We start from the raw sequence: 21794 nt of genomic DNA on the forward strand, positions 1-21794 counted from the left end.
GTGCCGATAAGGTCGCGTTATATGTGGCTGCTCGCCATATTTTCGGGTAGGGCTGCCTTCCCCTCTAGACGTCGAGCTAAAGACCAAAACAATACGGCAGCCCTCAGGCATTAAAGCTTTCAAGTAAAAAAGAGAGCTCTTCTAAAATCGGCCCCCTCCATATACGGGACCTAGGCTGCGCCCATTTGCGTTTGCTTCATTTGGGTGTCGGGAAAGTTGAGGTGAAACCAGGTAAAATTCTGATCAGTCACTTCTACGCTCGCAGAACCCTGATGCAATCCCATAATTGACTGTACTATAGCTAGGCCCAGACCCGTACCACCTTCATTTCGTGCTCGGCTTTTGTCTACACGGTAGAACCGCTCGAACAAATGCACCTGGTGTTCCTTGGCGATTCCGCGCCCCGGGTTACCAACACTCAAGGTAGTTCCGTTAGCACCGCGTTGAACTTTCACGTAAACCGTCCGGCCTCTTGGGCAGTAGCGAATCGCGTTCGAGACAAGGTTCGAGATGGCTCGTTGAATCATTATCTGATTGCCACGCACCACGCCATTTCCTGTGAGCTGGAGTTGTATTTCGCCTTCTTCGGCCGTAATGCTGAAGAGGTCGCAGACCCGCTGAATTTCGTCGAGCAAACAGACATTTTCGAATTCTACCATTGACGCGGGGTGGCTGACCTGGGCTAGAAATAGCATGTCGGAAACCATTCGACTCATGCGGTCCAACTCTTCCGTGCACGACTCCAAGACTTCTCGGTACTCAGGAAGAGACCTTTCCCGGGTCAGCGCAACCTGAGCCTTACCCATGAGATTGGACAAAGGTGCACGCAGTTCGTGAGCAAGATCGTCCGAGAACTGCGATAGCTGCTGAACCCCATCATCTAGACGCATCAGCATGATATTGATTCCATCGCCGAGCTTCTTCAGTTCTGCCGGCATCCCCTTCGTTGGTAGGCGATGATCAAGGCTCTCGGTGGAAATTTTCGAGGCAATCCTCAAGAACTTGGTCAGAGGCAGTAGTCCTCTGCGCACAGTCCACCATCCAATGGCCAAGATCAGCAAGAGAATAAGAGGCGAGACCATCAGCGCCCAGGTTAGCAATGCATCGAGCAGGGCTTGGTTGGCTGACTGGTCCATGGTCATGAACACACTAACTTCGGTTCCATCGCCTAGATTCATTACTCGCGAAGCGCTAAGTAGCGGGCGACCCGTGGAGTCACGCCACTCGTGCTGTTTAACCTGCTCGGTTGGCTTGAACTTGTGCACTTCCAGGTTGACTGCCTTCGAACCTATTGAGAGCAGTGGAGTTTGCGTTTGTCCTGACTCAAAGATGCTGACGTACAGATTATTGTGCCCCATGACCAAGTCAACTAGCTGGTGCGCGTCTGGATTGACATCAGCGATACTAGTGATAGCGGATAGGTTGTGAGTCATACCCGCCATTTTCACTTCGAGGTCCATTCGGGAGTTTCTCTCGAGAGCTTGGCTCACCATCACATACCCAAAGGTGGCGAAAAGGAGGAGCAGCGCTGCGCTCATCAAACCGACTTTGAATCCCAGCTTCACAGCCAGACTGAACGGCCTCATGCGCGCTCCTCCAGAACGTACCCTATGCCTCGAAGTTTATGTATGAGCTTGGTCTCAAATGGATCATCGATCTTCGAGCGTAATCGCCGGATAGAGACGTCAATAACGTTATTATCGCAGTCAAAGTTCATGTCCCATATCAGCCAGATGCTCTGAGAGCGTGTAAGTGCTTTGCCAGCTCGACTAATGAGAAGGTGCAGGAGAGCAAATTTCTTGGTGTTGAGGTCTATGCGTGTAGATCCACGGAACACCCGATGGCGCACAGAGTCGAGCTCTACATCCGAAATTCTCAGCGCGTTTTTCTCAAAAAGCTCGTCGCCACGTCTTTGCAGCGAGCGCATGCGAGCAAGCAGCTCGGGAAACTCGAAGGGCTTGACGAGGTAGTCATCTGCGCCACCGTCCAAACCCTTGAGCTTGTCGTTGGTTCGTCCCCAGGCAGTCAGCATAATGACGCGGACCCGGCTGGTTTCTCTAATGACTTCCAAAAGGTCCAAGCCATTGATGTCAGGGAGGTTCACATCGAGAAGCAGAAACGAATAAATATTAGTATTGAATAAGTGAGCGGCATCAACACCATTGTTTGCTATATTTACGATGTACCCGCTTTCAGAAAGGCCCTGCTGAAGGTATTCTACGTTTTTGGTTTCGTCTTCCACAACTAGAACGCGCATAACTTATCTCAGGATGTGAGTAAAATAATAGTCCAATCGGCCGCCAGTGTGGTTATACGCTGATTGGTAGTACTGCTGTGTGCTTGGTGTTTAATTTCATTATTTATTTTCATGCGCATTACATTAACTCAATAATAACTGATCCTAGCGCGAATTGGCTAAATGCGCGTAAGCTTTGCAAATTTGTAATTTTTGCGCAATATTATTGATAGTTATGATAAATTGATTGTTTGGAATAATCGAGAATCTGTCAATGGTAAGGTTTTTAAGGCCAAAGCTGGCGGATGCCTTCAGTGCGCGTAGCAGGCGAATCTGCCTGAAGGCTCCTTTAATATTGGCCGCCGGTCAACTCGATTAGTCGTTAAATTTAGAGGTGGCAGTAATGCATATTTAAAAGCGCGTATAGTCTTGGGGAACGCATCTTAAGTCGATTTTTCTTAGGGCTTCTGCCTGCAAATACAACAATTAGCGTCATCAAAAAAACGACTAGTGTGAAGGCTTCGGAGCATTATCATGAAAGGCTGCTTGCTCCATTTGAATCGTGCAGTGATGAATTTCGAACGATTTACTCACCGCGTCAATGACTGATGCGAGAATAACATCTCGATTTAATGAATCTCGCACGACTACGTGCGACGTCAGGATATTGCGGCCACTACTTAGAGCCCAAACATGCAGATCATGGACCTCCATGACCCCATCTACTCCAAGTATCAGGGACTCTATTTCCGCAATATTGAGATTGTCGGGTACCCCTTCCATAAGTACCCCCCAAGCTTTCGCGCAACAACTGCCAAGTACGTGGAAACACCCATATACCGATTGCTACGGCGACAATCGTATCGACCCAGCTCCAACCTGTAAATCGGATGACAAGTGCCGCTATGATCACGCCCAATGAACCAAGCATGTCGCTCCAGACTTCAAGATAGGCTCCCTTGAGATTCAGACTTTCACTGCTGGCAGAGGAGAGCAGACGCATCGATATCAGGTTCACAAAAAGACCCCCAATTGCGATCCACATCATCGCACCGGTAGCAATCTCCGACGGTACTAGCAAGCGCTGATACGCCTCGTACAAAATGTAGGCAGCGACCATAAAGAGTAATAAGGCATTGAACGTTGAGGCTAGGATCTCTATGCGAGCATATCCAAAAGTCCGTTTCTGGTCCGCTGGCCGCTTGGCTATTTGGAGAGCAATCAGTGAAATTGCCAGAGCAGCAGTATCTGTGAGCATATGTGATGCATCAGACAGCAGGGCTAGGCTGCCGGTAACGCATGCTCCGATAACCTCCGCAATCATAAAAATACCAGTCAGGGCAAGCGCCATGAGTAGTTTTTTCTGGTGTCCTTCACGTAGAGCGGCACCGCCATGAGCGTGATTGGATCCCACATGCTTCTCCTTGCCTAATGTAGTGGTTGGCTTCAATCTAGATTCTCATCGCTACAAACAAAAACACAAATATGGATCCTACCTTTCAGAACGGCTAATAAAACTCATTTAAACTAATTGTAGTTTAGGATGAAAGTATGTTGTTGGTATGCGATTTTTTGCAGACCTGCGTCTCCTCTAGCCGGCGATACGGTGCTAGTCAACAGCCTACTTTGACACGGCTCAAAAAAAGAAGGTTCCGCTGGGATTGTGTCAGAATTGTAATTCTGCTGTAGCTATCTCGTTATCCGTCGTCAAAAATAATACGGCTAGCTAAAAATTTACGCTACGTAGCGGTGTCGCTAAGCACAGACACGAAATTACCTCAAACTCCTCGCAACGCTGCTGAGTAACATAATTACCTAGTTTTTTAACGCCGGCCGCGGTCAATATTTTCATCGCAAATTCTGATTCCTTAATCACTGAACTATCTCGTAAGGAAGAAACCGCGGGTTTTGAAATGATGCTCGGCGATACGGAGCTCGAGAGTGCCGTTCGATGTGAGGGGTTAGGTCGATGACACCGTTGAGATGCGGAACGGACTGAGGCTTAACCATTAACACCGATTGTCGAAAGTGGTCGTCGCTACCGACCCAAAAGGGGCGAATGGCGGTAATTTGGATGCCGCTAGACGCTGGCATCGTGTGCCGATTACCGACAGCGTAACCTTTCATTCTTGAAGAGTCGTATTTACCTGAGTCAAGCGACATGCGTGCTCACCCCAGATCGCAGCGGCTTTGCGACACGCTTGATTCATTCGCACACCTAGCCAGGTAGCAACTTGAATATTGGTTGTGGGTGAGGAGGTTATTGAAGTGAAAATCGGAGTTAGCGGCGCCGGCAATATTGGGGCTACCCTTGCCCGCAAGCTCGTCGCGTGCGGCCATGAAGTTAAGCTGGCAAATTCGAAAGGCCCCGAAAGCCTTCAAAACCTGGTCAGTGAAATCGGCGCACACGCTGTGACCAAGGAAGAGGCAGTGTCCGAGGTAGGCGTTGTGATCCTCTCGATACCCTTCCCAAAATATCCAGATCTCAAACAGACGTTAAAGAATGTCCCCGAGAAAGTCGTTGTCATTGACACGTCCAATTACTATCCGGGACGCGACGGGGCAATCATAGAAGTTGACGACGGCAAGCCCGTGAACGTTTGGGTAAGCGAGCAGTTTAGCCGCCCGGTCATTAAGGCTTGGAACGCCGTCCTTGCAGCGACTCTTGCCGACAATCGGCAACCAACTGGATCTTCGACACGCATTGGCTTACATGTAGCAGGGGATGACACTCATGCAGAGGCCGTCGCGCAGGATCTCGTTGAGGATACGGGCTTTATCGCGCTTGCCGCTGGTAGCCTTGAAGATTCGTGGCGTCAGCAACCAGGAACACCAGCCTACTGCACCGAGCTAACATTGCCGGAGCTGAAGATGGCGCTGGAGGCGGCAGACAAGGTACGGGCACCTCAAAACCGAGACGCACTTATCGCAAAATTTATGGTTCCCGGCAGTCAGTTTACAGATGAGCAAATTGTTGCCACAAATCGCGCTAGGACGGCCTGACTACCGGATTAGGCGGGATTCTTTGCTAGAATTTCGCCTAATTGATCTAGTCGCTAAACTCATCTCTTTACGTAAACAGGGCACTGCAGACGCGTGCCTAACTCAGCGTCTGGATGAGGCCGCGAATTTCCTAACCTGTCCTGTATCGCGGCCTAGGCCACGTCACGTTGTTCAAGCATCCGCTCAATCTCAGCGCCAGCTAAAGCGTCGCAAGCGTGCGGCGTGGTCTACTACCGATCTCAACTATTAAGGCGTTGGCGTCAGGAAGGCGTGTTTACCGGACGCTTACCTTCAAGGAATTCCGGGCAACACAGAAACAAGAACGCCGATTTGATTGATGATGTTCGTGCGAGCAAACACATCTAACAAACCGGCGTTCTTATGTGCGATATTATACTTTTCTTCCTTTTTGGGAGGGCTTTTCTGTCGTTAACACAAAGCCTGATGGTGATGCCCTCCAGATCGATCTGACTCCCCGCGCCAAACTAGACCGTCTCGTTTTGAAATAGTGGGCTGTGCCCAGTGAGAAAGATTTGCCCCAGGTATTTGGGGCGAAGGGCAACGGCGCCATCGGCTTGTTCTGCCGTCATTTCGAGCTCCTCTACGAAGAAGTCCCAAAGCTCCTCATTCGTCGATACCTCGTTATTGGCGAGCTGATCTTCGATGTTTTCAAGGATTTGTTGGGTCAGGTTATTGAAGATTAGATTCATGTGCTGCTCCTGTTGAGTCGAGGAGCGCCCAGGAGGGAGCCTCTCATGAATGTGCCGATTGGCTTGGCGTATCGCCGGCATCGTTAGGTATTGGAGATATTCCATACCTGCAGTTTGAAGTTGTGTAAATAGCCGAGCTCCGAGAGCCGACTGCACTGTTGGCGTAGTTGCTGACGATCAACAGTTGTGTCCAGCCTGACTGTATAGCTTAGAGGCCAGATTGTGCCGAACAACTCGGCATCTGCCTCGAGGTCGTTGGTTGCGCCGGTCGGGGTCATCCCGAACGGGGCATCCTCTTTTGATACCTGTTTATTGGTGGCCGGTAGGGCGGGCGGATTATTACGCTGCACAGGCTTGGAGAGGTTGGAAGAAGACTCTTCATCCATAGGGTCAGGCTCGTTTGGCGAGAGCCTGGCGGCGTCTTCTGGTGTCAGATTGTCGACGTCGTCGAGGCTCATGCTTTCCAGCCTTGCACGGATCTCAACGATCAGGCGGCCTGCTGTGGAGTAATACGAAGGACGGATCTCCGTTATCAGAAAGTCGCCTCGGTATTTGCCTTCATCGTACTGATCGAGGAGTGCGTCTTTGATCACGAACTCACCGATAGAGGTCGAAAGCCGTCCGACGTTGAATTCGCCATTACGGCCGCTGATGGTACGGATGGCCAGTTGGCCGGGGATGTTGATCATGGGCAGCTCCACACTGCTACGAATGAAAAAAGCCCGACAGGTGTCGGGCTTTGGGCAGTGCTGTGATTGTCGAAGGATTACGGGCAAGAAGTATGAGTTTCTTCCTTGAGTGAGATGTACAGATAGAAAACGCCTGGCGGTGATTCTATACGGTCAAGTTTTAGGTCCAGCCAGACTCGATCAGTGCTATTGCCGGCAGGCAATAAACGATAGAGGCCGAAATGGATCTGTGTGCTGTCAGGTTGCAAGTGCAGTTCTCGGTAGGCCTCCAGGACAACTTCGCCCAGTCGCTCACTGACAACACTTGCATCCTGAGGGTTTTCAATATGCGCCGCTTCCTGCCAGGCCCGGGGTGTTAAAACGACCGGGAGCTTGAGCAGGTCAGACGACACGAGGTTAGTGGTGCTTTGCATGTTTATCTCCAGGTGTGAGAAACCACCCGGCCCGTCCGGGAAGTGGTTTCCCGGTTAGGTATGTTTTGGTTATGTCAGGACCAGCACACGTGGCGTTGTGTCCAGAGGTTGAGGTCAAAAGCTTGTTTCGCGGCATATTCGCTGCGGTAGTATTCTTCGGACTCCCTTGATACCGGTTCAAACTCATCAGCGGTACCAATGTAATAGCCCGCAGCGCTCTTCAGTATTTGGAGGGGGTACTCGATACCGCACTCGGCGAATGCAAGTTTCCCGTATGCAAAATCCGACACAATGTATGGTTCCGGTGTTATTAGCTGCTGCTGGTCTTCTTCAGTAAAGCGTGACCAACCGCCACCATTAATGGCCGCGTTCACTCCTTCGCCCCAAGCTCGACTGAGCGCAGGAACGGTTTTGAACAGCTCGGGTACGATCGGCTGGCCGGCGCGGTACGCGTCGGCACCCAGAATATGAGCCTCGATCTCAGCCTCATATTGGGTAATCTCGTCGCCATAGATTTCCGCTTTTGCATAAGCAACGCGTATATCGAGAGATTGCGTAAATAACGTGTTCATAAAGGTGAGTCTCCAACGGACGAGAATCACCGTGCCCGGAAGGGAGGTGTTCCCTGCGGACTTTGATAATAATGAAGGCACCCGAAGGGTGCCTTTCAACAAAGTGAATCAAGATGCCGTACGCTGCTGTTTAGCGGGCGTTGGCTTGGATTGTTCCTCTGCTACTGGCTCGGATGCTTCTTCGCTTGCGAGCTGTGCTTCAGGTTCCGCTTCGCCGTCTTCAACAACTGGTTCTACTTCACGAGGCTTTGCTTCATAGACGGTTTGGCCATCCACCTTGATCCAGCCGATAAACAACAGGCGTCCCTTGAGGCTTGCTCCAGGTTGACCTTTTTTATCGCCTTTCTCGTAGGTAAATGCGTCGGTCCAGATATCACCGATGCGGAAGCTCACAAGGACCTTCTTTCCGGCTTCAACGGCTGCTTGGCTGCGACGAATCAGCTTTTCAGCTTCAGCGCCGACCACGTTGCAGTCGATATAGGAATACTCGGCATCATCCATCGAGCCGCGCAGAGCCGCAACGGTAACTGCCATGAATGGCTTACCTTTGCCGCGAGGTTTCACTTCACGGATACGGTTGAGATAACCGATACCAGTGGTGTGAAGGTCGAAGAATTTTGCTTCGTTGGATTGATTAGTGCTCATGGTGATTCTCCAGTTTCGAAATAACAGAAAGCGGAGAAACACTTCGCCCTAGGGGGAAAGTATTCCCCGCGAGGGTGGGTGGAGCTTAAGGTTGTTTAATGCATCAGCTTCATTGCAGCAATCATTACACCGACAGCTGCAGACAACATGACGCCCATGCGAATGGTGAGCTTGACTTCAAGCTGTGAAATCTCAGATTTGAACTCTGCAGCAAGAGCAGTTAAATCTGCCTTGGTAGCCAAACGTGAAAGCATGTCGGTCTCCAAAGCTTCAATAACAGCATTTGCCTTCTGTTCCGGGACGTTAATCGAAATCAACGCCTGGTAGAGAGCCAGTTCAGTTTTCATCAGACCTCCAAAAGTGAGAGGCCTGCCCTGACGGGGTAGGCCCGTCATGGGTGGGAAAGGTGCTTCCATCGACTAAGTCGACTGATCGCGCTACCGGAAGCTATGGCGATCTTGGGAGTGGATCAATGCAGAAAACCGCATCGTAGTCTTGCGGATCCAGACTACTTGGGCATGTTGCTGACGACGTCAGCGATACATGTGCAGATCATGGAAATACGATTGTCGCTTGTCAAGCCCCTACCGTGAAAACTCTGAGGAAACCTTCCCTTTGGGAAGGCTCCCTACAGAGGCGAAGGACGCAGACTTAGCAAGTTGCTGGCACCAACGAGCGTGCAGCTGGCTTCTTACGCGGTTTCCGAGCTGGCTTTTCGACCACTCGAGTGTTAGCCGCGTACCAAAGGTTCAGGTCGACACCTTTACGAGTTATTGCCGGTACATGATCCATCTCACGTACGAGACGCTCAGGTACGCAGGGCGGTGGAAGCAACGGAGCTGCTTTGGTATGGATAGCTGTGGGCGCAGCGCTGGTTTTCTTTACCGCACGCAGAAACTGTCGCGTGATGGTGCCAAGCGCGAAACCGAAGCCATAAGCAAGTTTGGACATGGTGATTCTCCTGCAGGTTGAATGCGGAGAACCCACTGACCCCGTTGGGGAAGTGATTCCCCGCGAGGTGAGTTGCATAAGGTGCTTCCATCGACGATTGTCGACCGACCGCGCTACCAGAAGCTCAGCGGTCTTGGGCGGATCTGACACGAACATCGTGTCGCAGTCTTCAAGATCCTGACTGCCTGGGCATGATGCTGACGACGTCAGCAAAGCACGTCCATATCATCGAAGGGGGGATGGTGATGTGTCAAGCGGAGAGGGATATTTCGCGGAGGGCAAAGAAGGTTCAGGTCGACAGGAGAAGCTACCGAGAGTAGCTGGGTCAACAGTCACTCTCGGATGTAGTAAGTAGCGTCTTTCAGAAAAAAATACCACCTGTGCGGGATGAAGGCGTTGTTGATCCCTGGGCTGTGATCTGAACGTCTTACTTCCAACACCTGGCCGATTATCGTGGCTGAGGCCAGCTAGCATAAGGCACGCATCCGCGCACAAAGGGAGCCCTGCGTTTCGCCGGCGGGCCACCGGCAAGGAAAAGCAGCTACCAATAGGTAGCCTGATCATCCTTTGCAAGATGATCAGGCTACCTATTGTGTGAGCTTTAAAAAGTGTGGGCCACAACACCAGTGTGGCCCTTAGACTACGGTGCTTCGAACCTCAACAGAGCCCTATGTGCCTTTGAACTCGCAATTCACGAGTTAGACGGCTGCGTGTCTGGCTTGAACAGGGAGACACAGGGAGAGCTCTGAACCAGGTCCGCACGCCCTTCCCGGAGCTATGCGTGCTTTGGGGTTGGTGATGAGGCAAGCCGCATCACCGGGCGCTACTGATGACCGCCAGTAGCCAACGGGGTGGAAACGTTGTTGTGATCATTATGTTGATAGGCCGGAGCTTATGCAACCCGGCGCCTTTCAAAGTCGGTCGACTCAGACTAATTGACTGCGACGACCGCACCTTCGGGAACAGGGGACGGAATTGCTATACCGGTCGCCCCAGTTATCTGTGAAATCAGCATTCCTGAACGCTTTAAACCAACGGTAGTTGTCTTTGTCAGGTCTACCAGCACAGAAGGCAAGCCTGACGGTGCAACCCCATCAAAATAAGTATAGGCCGTTCCTGATGAGATGTAAGAACCTACGCCCACAGGTTTCACAAACCACCCAGGTAGGTTGAGCGCAGAATCGCTCGGTACTCCGCTGAAGCCCGGGTTGGCCTGGGCATATTCGGTAGCGGCAGATCGGTACACCAGAAAGCCGCGACCCAGTGAGTCGAGGGTAGCGTAGTCGGATGTACGTTGGTCCTGATGTTGGTTCTCCATGAAAATGCTGGAGGCAATGAGCACAATCATCAAAACGAGCCATTGCATTGTCATGATATGAGCTCCATCCACAAAATGGTGGTTGTTACCACCTACGCGTCAATAACAAAACTATTTCGTGAGGATAATCAATGTTAAGCAAATTCCTACTAGGCCAAGCGCAATGACAGTCCACTTTGCGGCTCGCTTGATGCTCATTGGTTTGCGTTGTGGATTGATTAATTCCATAGTGGCGATCTTTTTTACTAAATAACGACCAGAGGCCGTTGGTTGTAACTTGTAAGTGAACTCGCCGACCTCGAATGCCTCTTTTTCTTCTAGTGCGCGACGCCATAGCACAGTTGAGCATATCCTGCTTCGGGTGCTTAGCCAGGTCTGTAATTCTCCAGCACTATACTCAACGTTATTCTCAAGCGTCTGCACTGCAATAATCCCCATAAACATACTATAAAACGTTTTTGAAATTTTATAAATGGATGCTTTATTTGAAGCAGCTCCAATAGAAAAGACCTGGCCAGGAAAGTCGAGATGTGGAGAGAAACCATCCACTTGCATTTCTGAAGATGTACCCAGTCTCACTATCCCCGATGCCAAAAGCGCCAGTTAAAGAGCATGACTTCCATGTAGTGTCGCCAAGGGAGCAGGTCACACTTCCTCTGGCAGGCGCCTGGCAGGTGCCCTGGATCAGCTGGAATTCCCACCCACCTGGTCTTTTCCATAAGCCTTGTTCGCAGGACAACGTTATTCCCGCGGCGCTTTTTGCAAGAAGGGTTCGGTCACTGCACTGTTGCCCCTCGGTAGCTATGCCTCCCAGGGACAAATATTCATTTGTCTGAATGCGATCATAGGCCGTTATCTTGCCCGTCGAGGTTATCTTTCCACCCCATAGTTCACCTCCGGTTGAAAAGTTTTTGTCGTTATAAACTTGGACCCAGTTGGGGCTATTTTGATAAATCCCGCCTCCCCATTTTTCGCTGTACCAGCCTGTGTCACCACGTGTTCTGAACCAACCACCTGTGCTGGTATCACCGGTAATGGTTGCAGTAGCGGCATTAACATTGGCTGTGGCGATAACGTTTCGAGCTGTAATGTCGGCGTTAGCTGTTATGTTGCCTGACGCTGTGATACTTCCTGCGTTGTTAATATTGTGGTTGCCCATCGTGATATCAGTATTCATCGTGTTGAATTCTGGATGATTGGGCACTGCGTTTCGATATAGATAGTCATTAGCCAACGCTCCATCCATAAGAAAAAGTGCGCTAGCTGTATGTCCTGGGCCAGGAGCTATAGCATAGTTACTTAGTGCTACCTGCCATCCACCCCGCACGCCCTGGACGATGTTCGGATTGGCAGAAGAGATGAACCCACCAGGTCCTCCGAGATTTTCAGCGATGGTTCGAATACCCATTTCAGGAATCGTCTGCCCACCTGTAGTAACCACAATCACTTCCAGTTGATTGGCGTTGGGTTTCCGGGCGAGGCCGACAATGGTCTGCCCAAAGGCGTTAGTGGGGCTATAACCTGCAGGAAGGTAGTTGGTGTTGACGAGCATCGGAACGGTTATTTGCACCGGTACGGTTGCTGCCGCGTTGGCCAGCACCACGCTGTAGTTATCCTTCAGATATTTGGCCAATGCCTCTGAAATGGTTCTCTGTTGATCAGCCGCAATTCGATAGTCCTGAGAATCCATCTGCTTGATTTGCCATGCGATCGCCAAAGTGACGACAACGGAGAAAACGGCCAATCCGATCGCCATGTCCAAGCTCAAGAACCCCCGCTGCTTGATCCTACTGGTCATTCCAGAGACTCCTTGATGATTGGTGAGCGATGTCGTGATCGAGCATCGTGATCTTTCCTGCATGGACTTTCTCTCGGATGCCCGGTCCGTCATCGCCTGTGAAAAGCAGGCTCTGCAGGGTTAATCGACGACTTCCTTCGTTGCCACTTGATAAGGACTGGTGAAGAACAGCCACCAACCCCTTGGAGAGCAGCTCTCGGGCGTTATTGAGTAACGGCTGAGCCAGGGCTGATATACGTTCAATGCCTTGAGTAACGCTGCCGGCATGACCTGTGCTGATAATGAGATGGCCATTGATCGAGGCTTGAATTACTTGTGCTGCTGTCGAGCTGTCGCGAATTTCTCCCACGAACAGGAAATCGGCTCTTGTGCGCAGCGCTAGGATCAAAGCTTCCTCGTATCCCCCCATCCGGCGAGAGACCGGAACTTGAATGCAGCGCCCACTCCCATGCCTGCCATTCAAAAATGGTTCTGGAGGATCCTCTACAGCCACACAAATGCCTCCCCAGGCCTCGAGACGTGCTTTCACCAGTGATGCAGCACTTGAGGTTTTCCCTGTGCCCATTTCCCCACAAATAAATATCAGGCCGCGTACCGTGTCGCTCATCAGCGCGTCCTGCAGATAGTCGGGCAGACCCAGCATGTCCAATGGACGGATCTGGACTGAGGATTTGCTTACGACAAACACAGGCTTGCCATTCAAATCCAGCAACTGGGTTACACGAAGGACGACGCCATCTTCAATTAGGGCGAACTCTGGATCCTGGGTTGCCTTGTGCTTTTCCTCGCACTGCGCCCGTAAGCGCTCAAGGTCTGCCCGCCATTCGGCGGGCGCTTCAACCCTTCGTGCCTGCCCAGGGAGACCTTTGGCGTCGGCAAATCCATCGCCGAGGTACAGGTCGACGAATTCAGCATCAGAGATCACGCTCACACTGAGTTCCTTAGTACGAAGTCCAAGCGATGGTATTGGCGTCCGAGGAGCAGCTGGTCGCAGCTGCCACCGCAGTGATTTCGCCGGCAATTGCAGTGCCGCCATTGATCGCCGTCGTTGTCTGTTTGTCCTTGGCCATGTTCGAGGCAAGGGTGATGCAGGCATTTTTCGGAAGGTTGGATTCTGTGATGGTGAAGGTCATGCCGTTGCTCATTACGGTCACTGCGCCGTTCCAGCGGTTGGACAGGGCATTACCGTTGATGCTCATGCCGCCAGTTGCCTCGAGGTTGATCAAAGAAGGCGCCAAGTTGGTGCCTGCCGTGGCGTAGCCCGTGGTGCTTTTCAGTCGTTTGGTATTGCTCAGCAACGTGCCGAGATTGCTCTGTTCAATGGTGACGTCCGAGCTGCCGAACGTTCTGTAGCCCATGAACACGATGAAACCAAGTGCCACCGCGATCAGCATCAACCAGAACATCCCGTCCAGGGAGAGAAATCCGCGTTGGTTGTTTTGAGTGTTTGTTGGCATTTCCAGTACCTCATTTAGGTTTGATTTAAAGCGTTGCAGTCACATTGCCGGCCAACTGGAAGATCCCGACCACTACCAGAATCATCATGACCCCCATGGCCATGGAGGACATGCCGATAAGAGATTTGGCGATGGCTTCGACGCGCTGAAGCGTTTGCTCCAGCCACCGGTTGGAAAACCGTTCCATCGACTCAGCGAAGCCTTTGCGGGTGGCGAGCACTTCCAGAAAATGCATCGCCATGGGGTCTGGGAATTGATGACCCGCAAGCTTCAATGCGGTACCGAAGTTTTTGCCGGCGCTCACTCCGTAATGAATGGCGCTCAGGCGCTCTTTCAACCATGGAGAGGCATTGCGTTGAAGAGAGGTCAGCGCATCTAGTTGGTTGATGCCGGAGCGCAGCATCACAGCCATGTTGAGCAGAAAGATCGATCCGTGGAGCGCCTTGTAGACTGACCAAGGCGGGAGCCTCTCTGCTCGGACTCGCAGGACCTGGAGCAGCTTGTTCAACTGCAGCTTCCACGAAGGGCTGGCGGCCGTAATCTGAAGGCCGCAAAACACGGGTAGAGTGATGATCGATATGAGGATAAAGACGATTACAGCTATCAGCGTCACTAGCCCGTAGTGGGTCACGAAATTCGATAGGGCATAGAGGAAGGCCGGCACGCCGGTCCACGCCTCGGGGTTGGAGCGTCGTGTCATGGAGGGCACCATCCACACTGCAATCACATACAGCAACGCCGCCATGACGCTCCACACCATGGAGGGGAAAACGGTGGCGGACGCTACGAGTTTGCTGATCCGCTGACGTACTTCGATGATCCTCACGCAGTCCCGAAATGCCTGCACCAGGTTGCCGGTGTCTTCCCCGGAAGCGATCAAAGAGTTCTCGTCATAGGGAACCCAGCCTTCGCAGGAAATGCTCAGCGATTTCCCACCTTTTACCGATTGCGCGATATCCCTGCAGGCAAGGGACACTGGATGGAGCTTCTGCCCGTTATCGCTGAATGCTCTGGCCACCGTGTGCAGTGCGTCTTCAAGCGACACACCATCCTCAAGGATGCCCATCAGGCTCTCGTAGAACTGGATTCTTTCGTTTTTGCCAAACTGCTTGGCATAGAAGGTCTCTGCCCAACGATTCAGCATCGCTCTGACGTCACTCAGCATGAGCGAGCTCCAGGATTTGCCGGTCAAAGTCCAACGGCCCCACCGTCATTTCGGCGTGGCGGGGGTCTACTAATCCTTGTTTCAGTTTGATGATCGTGTGTGCGGTCTTGGTAATACCGCCCATTTCCTTGACCCAGTGGCGACGTGCCGCACTTGCACCCTGCCCATTGAAAACGCGCATGAATTCAAGGTCGGTGAGCAAAGTTTCCGCAACCACCGTGCGACCGGTGATGCCCAAGCCTTTGCAATGCGGGCATCCCGGTCCTTTGAGGTAGGTCTCATCAATCGCTTCCAAATCGCGCAAGTGCTGCACCAGCGCACTGTTGAGCTGCCCGAGATGCTCGCGTGCGGGGACGCGGCAGTGGGAACACAGCACGGGCAAGAGGGATTGATTGACCACGCTTGTCATCAGTGCAGGATCAGTAACCAGGTGTCGGTCTACACCCATGTCGATCAGTCGTTGAAGAGCTGCTACAGCGTTGTTGGTGTGCAGTGTCGTCAGCACCAGGTGACCAGTCATACCGCCGCGGAAAGCCGCTTGTGCTGATGCAAGGTCCCGGATCTCCCCATACATGAGAATGTCAGGGTCGAGTCGCATGGAATTGGTGATCCCGTCATTCCAGGTTTCACCGGCGCCCAGCGGTGACTGATTGGCGAGAAGTGGATATTCAGGTGGATCTTCCATCGTCAGAATGTGTTTTGTTCCACCGCACTCTTCGTGCAAGAGGTTCAGGTTTACCTGCAGCGACTTCGATTTGCCGGAACCGGTGGGTCCAGTGATCAGGTTCACCCCATAAGGCAAGCTGCGGATGCGGCTGAATGCATCAATTTGCTGCGTCAGGAAACCGAGATCACTAAGCGTCATTTTGGTTTTGTCGTCATACAGCAGACGCAAAACCATCAGAGGGCCATCTACGAGCGGCCGAGTGGCGACTCGGGCACCGAACAAACCGAGTTGGTCGACATAGGCGCGTTTTACCCTGGCGTCCTGGCTCACCTGCGGCTGGTAGTGGTCTTTCGCGACATCGCACATGCTGTTGTAGAGGGACGAGCAGAGCTCCATGCCCACCTGGCTCTGGTGCTGTTCTGCCTCCCACAAGAGCCCGTGGATGCGAAAGAAGATTCGAGTGATATCGTGACCTACGACAAAGTGGACGTCGCTGGCATTGCGCCGGTGGGCTTCTCCTAAAAGCTGCACCACCTGGGCCTGGCGCTTCGTCTCAGTCGCCGATAGTGCTTTACCATTTGCATCATCATTGGCGCGGTAGAGTGCCTTGATTGTGCTCATCGAGCAGACCTTGACCTCAAAGTGGTGATTTTCGTGTTCCAGCTGGTCCTCGAATGCCATGACATAGGCATCCGTTTGGTGTTGGGCTGACACATACAAAATCCCATCGCTGGTCAACGCACATAGTTGACGCAGCTCGGGTTTCAGCTCAAACGGTCCACCAGGGGCCGTCAGCAGTATTTGGTGCGACGTCAGTAGGACTGCAGCAGACTCATCACTGTCAGGCTCTATGACATCTGGTTTTTCAGTCAGGATCGTCATCGAACTTCTCAATCAACGTTGGCCAGGGATCAGCCCAGGCGGCATAGGTGCTGATGGGGTAATGCTGGGGGCTGAATTGTTAACGTTGCTCAAGCTGGCCGGGGGCGTACTGGAAAAGCCGAGGGGGTAGTGCTTACCGCCACGCTCGAGGGTCACGTTTTCGACGGAGAGGATGGCCATGCGATAGCCACCGGGTAACTCCCGAGATGAGGCATCTGCGTCTACTTCAAATCCGCTGCTGTAGAGCAGAGTCGCACGCAGCCGTTTTGCTGAGCCGAATACCGCTTTCACGACAGGCAAGTCAGACTGTGTATCACTGCTGTGCGCCGAGGCTGCAGCCGGCTGTGTGAGGTTTCCTTGAGAAAAAAACACAGTTGACGGCTGCGTCGTCGCACTTTGGTCTTCGCCCTTGATCGATCTTTCGGCCTTGGCCTTCTCGGCTTTGGCATTCAACAAGATCGTCTGGCTTTGAATCTGGGCCAGCTCGCCGACGTTCACCCCAGATAGGGTGTTCTCATCTGCCCAGCTCGATGGTGCCCCTAACGCAAGGATGGAGCACAAAAAGCACAGCGCTTTATTTCGCATATAGGTCACCTATTACTGACCAGACAAGGTGGCCGGTCTCATATTTGGTTGTGATTTCGCGCAGCCGTAAGCCCTGACTGGGTGCGCCGGATAATGAGTCCAGCGGCGTAATGCCAGTGGCATAGCTCAGCTCGAATTGCTTCCATTGAGGCGGTGGGGGCGGCGGTGGCGCAGGTTGGCCCGGTATCGCTGGTTGAATGGGCACAACGACCGGCACTTCTTTCAGCACTGGGGTTTGAGTGAAGCTGTGCAGCCAAGACGACAGGTTCGCCAACATCACGATGGCGTCTTTTAGAGGCTCATCACCGGCTGCGGGTAGAGAGATGTCGAATTTCAACGTGGCCGAGTTGCCCTCGTCAAAGAAGGCCGGCCGATCAGAAAAGTGGCCCTGCGTCGCCTGTATCAGTTTGTCGGCCGTGCTATTGCCCGAGCGCTTATAGGAGGACAAAACCTGTGCGCCGTCGCAGACGGCACTCGTGAACTGCCATCCCTGAATGGACAGAGGCAACTGATAAATGACGTTGCTGCAACCCTCCAGGAAATCTGCAACAGATGGACGTTTGGCCCAAGGGTGTTCAAGCGCTTGGGGCGTCTGTTCCATACCGGATTCTTTTTGCAGTCTGGCCAACTCTGCCAGGCGTTGCTGTTCAGCCTGGAAAGCCGCCTCTTTGGCTATCTGGTCCTGATGGTTCTGCCATTGAGCCCATCCGATGATGCCGGCAGCGATCAGCACGCCAAGAACCGCCAGCTGTACAAGTTCTGGTTTGGATAGCCCAAAGACGAGTGGCCGTAGCCGGTACTCGCGTTTTAGATGCGACGGCTGAAGCAGCTCTGCCACGTCCAGTGGTTGACCGCCCATATCGAACTCTGGGGGCAGGTACTCGTTGTCGAAGTTGATCCCACGACTGCGTTGTTGCGCGACTCGGCGGCGGACCTCAGCACCAGTGCCGATCATGTCGCAGCCAGAGATCACGCCACCTTGATACACAGCAACGAGGGCATATTGGTCAATCTCGCTTTCAGTTTTCCAGGCCGCGATCCATGAGTCCCCCAGCTGTCCAGCCAGGGTGGCCGCGAGCGAGTACATCCCTTTGATGACCTCCTCGCTGCGCGCTACAAAACCTGCCTGAATAATGGCTGGTGTTCTTCTAATGGCGACAATGTCGAGGTGGTGCTCACGACCGTACTGGCGCGCTTCCTTCATGTGCCCGGTGACACTACCCAGCGGATGCCAGCGCAGACCGGTGACAAATGATTTTCCACGATACTGGAGTACCTGGACTCGAGCAGAGCGTGCATTTTTTGAGGTTTCCGCAACCATGGCTTACCCCTTGGAACCTGTGCAATGCAGCAGTGGGGTAGGGCAAGAGCCCCAAGGCTCGTTGGCAGCAGGTGAAATCACCGCGCTGGGGCTGCCTGTGTCGCTATCAACAACAGGAGTAATCAGCACTACGAGTACGCTGTGCCCTGTGGTGCGGACACGGCTGCCGCCCAAACCGAAGAATCCAGGATCCCCTACGCCAGACTTGGTTGCGTTTTCGCTGTTCTCCTCAAAACCAGTCAGTACGAGGGTTTGACCGCTGCGCAATTTGACCTTGGGCGACAGATTCTTGGTGTCGTAATCCGCTGTCTGGACACTGGAGCCGTTGCTCGTAAAAGTGGTGAAGGTCGGTTTGCTACTCATGCTCAGGGTGATCATCAGCAACATGTTGTCCTGGTCGATGATTCGAGGGAGCAACATCATGTTGAAGCCGCTGGTGATAGTCGCGGGGGTGAGCGAAGTAGACGATCCAACGGAAGCCGTAGTGGTTGTCGAGCTTGATGCGACATAGCTCTTTACGTTGCCGATCTGGATGGGTGCCGGCTGCAGATTCAGCGTGGTGACCGACGGCGAGCGAACGTTCGAGATTCGGCCCTGTTCGGAAAGTGCTTTGATGATTAAGTTGGAGCCAGCCCAAGGAGACTTCGACGTGTCCAAAATACTCAACGAGCCCGACACCGCGCCCGTGCTTATGCCGGTGGTGGCATTCTTCAGCGAAAAGCCCCATTTGTTGCTCAAGGACGTATAGACAGCCGTCCAGTCCAGGCCGGTCTGGTCTGTGTCGGTGAGAGTTACCTCGAAAACTTTGACGTTGAACAACACCTGACGGGTGATACTGCTGTTGATCGAATTCAGGTATTTAGCAACGTTTGAGAGTACTTCTGGTCGATCACTTACCGTCAGGGTGCCAGTGGAACGCGAGAGGAACATCCGACCTTGGGGCTGTTGGCTCAGCATCGCCTTGACGTTTTTTTCAATGTCTCCGATCAGCGAGGTCTTGATGGTAACGGTGGTGCTCTGGTTGCTGCCTGATTCACCCGATGCACCTGTCGACGAAGATCCGCCGCCACCACCACCGGAACTGCTCCCGCTGCCTGTAGCGGTCAGCAAGCCCGACTTCACTGTGCTTTCAATGACCTGGTCATCACCAAATGCCCAGACGTCGAACGTCTTGGTGTCGAAGTAAGTGACATGCACGCTTCGATCATCGGAGGAATAATTCCACGCTAAGCCCAACTGGGAGGTCGCTTGATTCAACAACCCTGACAGCTTGCCGCTGTACTTAATGGGGAATGTGTTGGGTGCAGTCAGCCCAATCGAATTCATTGAGCGGGCGTTGCTCGGAACATTGCCGATGACGCCGGCGGGCATGAAGTTGGTCAGGTTGTCGGCAGAGCCCAAACCAGGTGGAACTGCAGGTCCTGAGTTGCCCTGCGTCGAACTGGAAAGGACACTTGGGTCGATTGCGTCAGGGGCTACGATGACCGGTACACCACATTCACTAGTGATGTACTGCGCGATCTCAGCGATCCCAACGTTATATGAGGGGCGATAGGTGATGTCGCAATCCATGGTCAGCGGTAAACCACGCTTGGCGACCAGCGGTTTTTTGGACACCCATGGTTTGTCGCTGAACACCACCGTAGCGCGCGCGGACTCTTGCTGCTGATTTCTCAGAAATCGGCTGTATTGAGAGGCTGTCGCAGCGTCATTTTCAGCTCGGCTGGCCGATTCATTCACACGCTGCAGCGAACAGGAACTCACCAGTGCGACGATAAGTGACAAGGCTGTGCTTTTGATCCAGAGACGAGCAGTCATCATTTGTTCCTCTCTGTAATAAAAATCAGCCGCTGTGAGGAGTTACTGTCGACCACATCGACCAGAAAGGACCGTGGAGCCGAGTCGTAGAGAGGGAAAATCGACCCAATGGCTTCTTGGAAACTGCCCTCAAATCGAAGTGGAGCGTCAATTGAGTAATCCAAATCATCGACCTGCCACATCAGTTTCCAGCCCGCTTTTTCAGCCCAGCCTTCGACGGTTTGACGAAGGGTTGAGCCAGTTGAAGCCGTCCATGTCTGGGCCAGCGGCTTCGGCGCTGCAATGTCCGTCGCAACCGGCTTTGGCGCTGCAGAAACTGCGGACGGCGCGGTGACCAGTTTCGGAGTTGAAGCGGCCTTGGCATCTGGGTTGCTGGACGAAGTCGAGGCCGGACTCTGAGTCGGCAAGGCAGACGTTTGTTTTGTAGAGCCATCCTTGGTAATCACCGTAGGAGGGGCCACGGTTTTGGCTGGTGCAGCGTTCGCCACAGGGGTAGCGGCTGATGCCGTTGTTGTGAAAGGCGCTGTTTGGGGAACGGCGGCGACTACTACTTGGCTGCCCGCATCATTGTTATTGCTCTTCGCTGCGATAGGCTGTGCAGCTGTCGATGTGTTGAGTTGAGCAATCTGAGTTGATGCAGGACGTGGAGAGTCCGGGAGCTGGTAGCCAGGGCGCAGGACGTAGCACACCTGACGGTTGACCTCGTCGACCTTCACCTGCCAGGCCGGACCTGCGAGCACCTGCAGGGTGTTACGCAGGGTCATAGGGCCAAGTTTATATTGGGCTGCTGGGAGTGGTCGGGTGTAAAGGATGTTGACGTGGCCAGAGTCTGCCGAGCAAAGCGTATAACCTGAACGGTCCACCACGTACTGCATGGCCTCATGCACATTTGGGTGCATGTTGGCTGGAATGCTGATGTCGATAATCTGAGCCATCAGGTCACGTTGGCCAGAATCTGGCAGCGTGCTGACGAGGGTGTAGCGGCCATAGCGCACTACTGGTTCTTTTTCAGGAACGGCGCCGCCAGGATAGAGGTCTGGCGTCAACATGTCCGGATTGCGACTGCTGTCGAAAGCGGGCTTGGGTGTCTGCGCCGTTTGGGTCGTGCAACTGGCGATTAACGCTAGAAGCGAGAGCGTGGTGACGTGCCTGATCATGTGCCGAGAGGCCCCCTGTAATGATAGGGGAACGGTGACAGGCTGGTACCAGCTGCGCAGTAGGAAATAGAAAACTACGTCTATAGGTATTTATAGGCTATACAAAGATGACGCGACCGAGGTGGAAAATTACCTAGTATCTGATCACCCATTTCCATTCACGCTGAGCATTCATTTGCATTCACGCTGACCACTCAATTGCATTCGACCTGACCAGCTATCCTGCCATTACGCCTAGAGTAATGAATCCAAAATCGCGTTCAGCGAACATCCATTCGAACATCAAATCTCCGTCCGCGTGCTGAGGCGATTGTTAATCCCTCCTGGTCGTTACCCTGTGGTCGACCGGTGAGCATTGATCCCCATCGTTAACTCCCGCCACAGGCATTTGTGCAAGCAGGCTGAAC

Annotated in this window: 21 protein-coding genes and 1 pseudogene; 1 reads left to right on the forward strand and 21 read right to left on the reverse strand. The window is 52.9% G+C overall.

What is annotated here, in order from left to right; translation table 11 throughout:
- Nucleotides 1-170 precede the first annotated feature (170 nt).
- The 3 genes and pseudogenes from A7K61_RS19350 to A7K61_RS19360 form a co-directional block, all read right to left on the reverse strand.
- Nucleotides 171-1586, reverse strand: coding sequence for a heavy metal sensor histidine kinase (locus tag A7K61_RS19350; RefSeq protein ID WP_019818107.1), 1416 nt, complete (start codon nucleotides 1584-1586; stop codon nucleotides 171-173).
- Nucleotides 1583-2257, reverse strand: coding sequence for a heavy metal response regulator transcription factor (locus A7K61_RS19355; protein WP_019818106.1), 675 nt, complete (start codon nucleotides 2255-2257; stop codon nucleotides 1583-1585). The genes A7K61_RS19350 and A7K61_RS19355 overlap by 4 nt, the downstream gene beginning before the upstream one ends.
- A gap of 486 nt (nucleotides 2258-2743) precedes the next feature.
- A pseudogene (locus A7K61_RS19360) lies at nucleotides 2744-3650 on the reverse strand (cation diffusion facilitator family transporter).
- Between the two features lie 833 nt (nucleotides 3651-4483).
- Here A7K61_RS19360 and A7K61_RS19365 point away from each other — a divergent pair.
- Nucleotides 4484-5239, forward strand: coding sequence for an NADPH-dependent F420 reductase (locus A7K61_RS19365; protein ID WP_019818104.1), 756 nt, complete (start codon nucleotides 4484-4486; stop codon nucleotides 5237-5239).
- A gap of 485 nt (nucleotides 5240-5724) precedes the next feature.
- Here the strand turns inward: A7K61_RS19365 and A7K61_RS19370 are convergent, their stop codons facing one another.
- From A7K61_RS19370 to A7K61_RS19445, 18 genes are all read right to left on the reverse strand, one after another.
- The gene (locus A7K61_RS19370; protein WP_019818103.1) at nucleotides 5725-5949 is read right to left on the reverse strand and encodes a hypothetical protein; all 225 of its coding nucleotides are present in this window, start codon (nucleotides 5947-5949) and stop codon (nucleotides 5725-5727) included.
- 83 nt (nucleotides 5950-6032) lie between these two features.
- Complete coding sequence (locus tag A7K61_RS19375; protein WP_019818102.1) at nucleotides 6033-6638, reverse strand: DUF3275 family protein; 606 nt, start codon at nucleotides 6636-6638, stop codon at nucleotides 6033-6035.
- A 77-nt stretch (nucleotides 6639-6715) separates the two neighbouring features.
- Nucleotides 6716-7051: a hypothetical protein gene (locus A7K61_RS19380; protein WP_069558169.1), complete on the reverse strand. Its 336-nt coding sequence runs from the start codon at nucleotides 7049-7051 to the stop codon at nucleotides 6716-6718.
- Nucleotides 7052-7125: 74 nt separating this feature from the next.
- The gene (locus A7K61_RS34255) at nucleotides 7126-7623 is read right to left on the reverse strand and encodes a hypothetical protein (RefSeq protein ID WP_019818100.1); all 498 of its coding nucleotides are present in this window, start codon (nucleotides 7621-7623) and stop codon (nucleotides 7126-7128) included.
- 108 nt (nucleotides 7624-7731) lie between these two features.
- Nucleotides 7732-8268 carry an STY4534 family ICE replication protein gene (locus tag A7K61_RS19390; RefSeq protein WP_019818099.1) on the reverse strand — a complete coding sequence of 179 codons (537 nt, stop codon included), beginning with the start codon at nucleotides 8266-8268 and terminating at the stop codon, nucleotides 7732-7734.
- A gap of 95 nt (nucleotides 8269-8363) precedes the next feature.
- A complete protein-coding gene (locus tag A7K61_RS19395) occupies nucleotides 8364-8615 on the reverse strand; it encodes a hypothetical protein (protein ID WP_008437363.1) in 252 nt (83 codons plus the stop codon).
- Between the two features lie 304 nt (nucleotides 8616-8919).
- Nucleotides 8920-9219: a hypothetical protein gene (locus A7K61_RS31525; protein ID WP_073451708.1), complete on the reverse strand. Its 300-nt coding sequence runs from the start codon at nucleotides 9217-9219 to the stop codon at nucleotides 8920-8922.
- Nucleotides 9220-10150: 931 nt separating this feature from the next.
- Complete coding sequence (gene pilM, locus A7K61_RS19400) at nucleotides 10151-10591, reverse strand: type IV pilus biogenesis protein PilM (RefSeq protein ID WP_019818097.1); 441 nt, start codon at nucleotides 10589-10591, stop codon at nucleotides 10151-10153.
- A gap of 57 nt (nucleotides 10592-10648) precedes the next feature.
- The gene (locus tag A7K61_RS32650; RefSeq protein ID WP_124356003.1) at nucleotides 10649-11086 is read right to left on the reverse strand and encodes a hypothetical protein; all 438 of its coding nucleotides are present in this window, start codon (nucleotides 11084-11086) and stop codon (nucleotides 10649-10651) included.
- The gene (pilV, locus tag A7K61_RS19405; RefSeq protein ID WP_019818096.1) at nucleotides 11019-12335 is read right to left on the reverse strand and encodes a shufflon system plasmid conjugative transfer pilus tip adhesin PilV; all 1317 of its coding nucleotides are present in this window, start codon (nucleotides 12333-12335) and stop codon (nucleotides 11019-11021) included. Before pilV ends, A7K61_RS32650 begins: the two co-directional genes overlap by 68 nt.
- Nucleotides 12325-13266, reverse strand: coding sequence for an ATPase, T2SS/T4P/T4SS family (locus tag A7K61_RS19410; RefSeq protein ID WP_008437359.1), 942 nt, complete (start codon nucleotides 13264-13266; stop codon nucleotides 12325-12327). The genes pilV and A7K61_RS19410 overlap by 11 nt, the downstream gene beginning before the upstream one ends.
- 10 nt (nucleotides 13267-13276) lie before the next feature.
- Nucleotides 13277-13792, reverse strand: a complete 516-nt coding sequence (locus tag A7K61_RS19415) for a type 4 pilus major pilin (RefSeq protein ID WP_019818095.1) — start codon at nucleotides 13790-13792, stop codon at nucleotides 13277-13279.
- 25 nt (nucleotides 13793-13817) lie between these two features.
- Nucleotides 13818-14957, reverse strand: coding sequence for a type II secretion system F family protein (locus A7K61_RS19420; RefSeq protein WP_019818094.1), 1140 nt, complete (start codon nucleotides 14955-14957; stop codon nucleotides 13818-13820).
- Nucleotides 14947-16506, reverse strand: a complete 1560-nt coding sequence (locus A7K61_RS19425; protein ID WP_019818093.1) for a GspE/PulE family protein — start codon at nucleotides 16504-16506, stop codon at nucleotides 14947-14949. The genes A7K61_RS19420 and A7K61_RS19425 overlap by 11 nt, the downstream gene beginning before the upstream one ends.
- Before the next feature lie 12 nt (nucleotides 16507-16518).
- Nucleotides 16519-17091, reverse strand: a complete 573-nt coding sequence (gene pilP / locus A7K61_RS19430) for a type IV pilus biogenesis protein PilP (RefSeq protein ID WP_057005134.1) — start codon at nucleotides 17089-17091, stop codon at nucleotides 16519-16521.
- Nucleotides 17081-18412 carry a type 4b pilus protein PilO2 gene (gene pilO2, locus A7K61_RS19435; protein ID WP_024073376.1) on the reverse strand — a complete coding sequence of 444 codons (1332 nt, stop codon included), beginning with the start codon at nucleotides 18410-18412 and terminating at the stop codon, nucleotides 17081-17083. The genes pilP and pilO2 overlap by 11 nt, the downstream gene beginning before the upstream one ends.
- Before the next feature lie 3 nt (nucleotides 18413-18415).
- Nucleotides 18416-20230, reverse strand: a complete 1815-nt coding sequence (locus A7K61_RS19440) for a PilN family type IVB pilus formation outer membrane protein (RefSeq protein WP_019818091.1) — start codon at nucleotides 20228-20230, stop codon at nucleotides 18416-18418.
- Nucleotides 20230-21387 carry a TcpQ domain-containing protein gene (locus A7K61_RS19445; RefSeq protein ID WP_019818090.1) on the reverse strand — a complete coding sequence of 386 codons (1158 nt, stop codon included), beginning with the start codon at nucleotides 21385-21387 and terminating at the stop codon, nucleotides 20230-20232. Before A7K61_RS19445 ends, A7K61_RS19440 begins: the two co-directional genes overlap by 1 nt.
- Nucleotides 21388-21794 lie beyond the last annotated feature (407 nt).

The sequence above is a fragment of the Pseudomonas sp. AP42 genome (genome assembly GCF_001728935.1).
GTDB lineage: Bacteria > Pseudomonadota > Gammaproteobacteria > Pseudomonadales > Pseudomonadaceae > Aquipseudomonas > Aquipseudomonas lactis.

Bases quoted from the DNA above. Each gene is read 5' to 3' on its own strand.
- A7K61_RS19350 (WP_019818107.1), bottom strand. From the start codon at position 1,586: ATGAGGCCGTTCAGTCTGGCTGTGAAGCTGGGATTCAAAGTCGGTTTG.
- A7K61_RS19355 (WP_019818106.1), bottom strand. From the start codon at position 2,257: ATGCGCGTTCTAGTTGTGGAAGACGAAACCAAAAACGTAGAATACCTT.
- A7K61_RS19370 (WP_019818103.1), bottom strand. From the start codon at position 5,949: ATGAATCTAATCTTCAATAACCTGACCCAACAAATCCTTGAAAACATC.
- A7K61_RS19375 (WP_019818102.1), bottom strand. From the start codon at position 6,638: ATGATCAACATCCCCGGCCAACTGGCCATCCGTACCATCAGCGGCCGT.
- A7K61_RS19380 (WP_069558169.1), bottom strand. From the start codon at position 7,051: ATGCAAAGCACCACTAACCTCGTGTCGTCTGACCTGCTCAAGCTCCCG.
- A7K61_RS34255 (WP_019818100.1), bottom strand. From the start codon at position 7,623: ATGAACACGTTATTTACGCAATCTCTCGATATACGCGTTGCTTATGCA.
- A7K61_RS19390 (WP_019818099.1), bottom strand. From the start codon at position 8,268: ATGAGCACTAATCAATCCAACGAAGCAAAATTCTTCGACCTTCACACC.
- A7K61_RS19395 (WP_008437363.1), bottom strand. From the start codon at position 8,615: ATGAAAACTGAACTGGCTCTCTACCAGGCGTTGATTTCGATTAACGTC.
- A7K61_RS31525 (WP_073451708.1), bottom strand. From the start codon at position 9,219: ATGTCCAAACTTGCTTATGGCTTCGGTTTCGCGCTTGGCACCATCACG.
- pilM (WP_019818097.1), bottom strand. From the start codon at position 10,591: ATGACAATGCAATGGCTCGTTTTGATGATTGTGCTCATTGCCTCCAGC.
- pilV (WP_019818096.1), bottom strand. From the start codon at position 12,335: ATGACCAGTAGGATCAAGCAGCGGGGGTTCTTGAGCTTGGACATGGCG.
- A7K61_RS19415 (WP_019818095.1), bottom strand. From the start codon at position 13,792: ATGCCAACAAACACTCAAAACAACCAACGCGGATTTCTCTCCCTGGAC.
- A7K61_RS19420 (WP_019818094.1), bottom strand. From the start codon at position 14,957: ATGCTGAGTGACGTCAGAGCGATGCTGAATCGTTGGGCAGAGACCTTC.
- A7K61_RS19425 (WP_019818093.1), bottom strand. From the start codon at position 16,506: ATGACGATCCTGACTGAAAAACCAGATGTCATAGAGCCTGACAGTGAT.
- pilP (WP_057005134.1), bottom strand. From the start codon at position 17,091: ATGCGAAATAAAGCGCTGTGCTTTTTGTGCTCCATCCTTGCGTTAGGG.
- pilO2 (WP_024073376.1), bottom strand. From the start codon at position 18,412: ATGGTTGCGGAAACCTCAAAAAATGCACGCTCTGCTCGAGTCCAGGTA.
- A7K61_RS19440 (WP_019818091.1), bottom strand. From the start codon at position 20,230: ATGACTGCTCGTCTCTGGATCAAAAGCACAGCCTTGTCACTTATCGTC.
- A7K61_RS19445 (WP_019818090.1), bottom strand. From the start codon at position 21,387: ATGATCAGGCACGTCACCACGCTCTCGCTTCTAGCGTTAATCGCCAGT.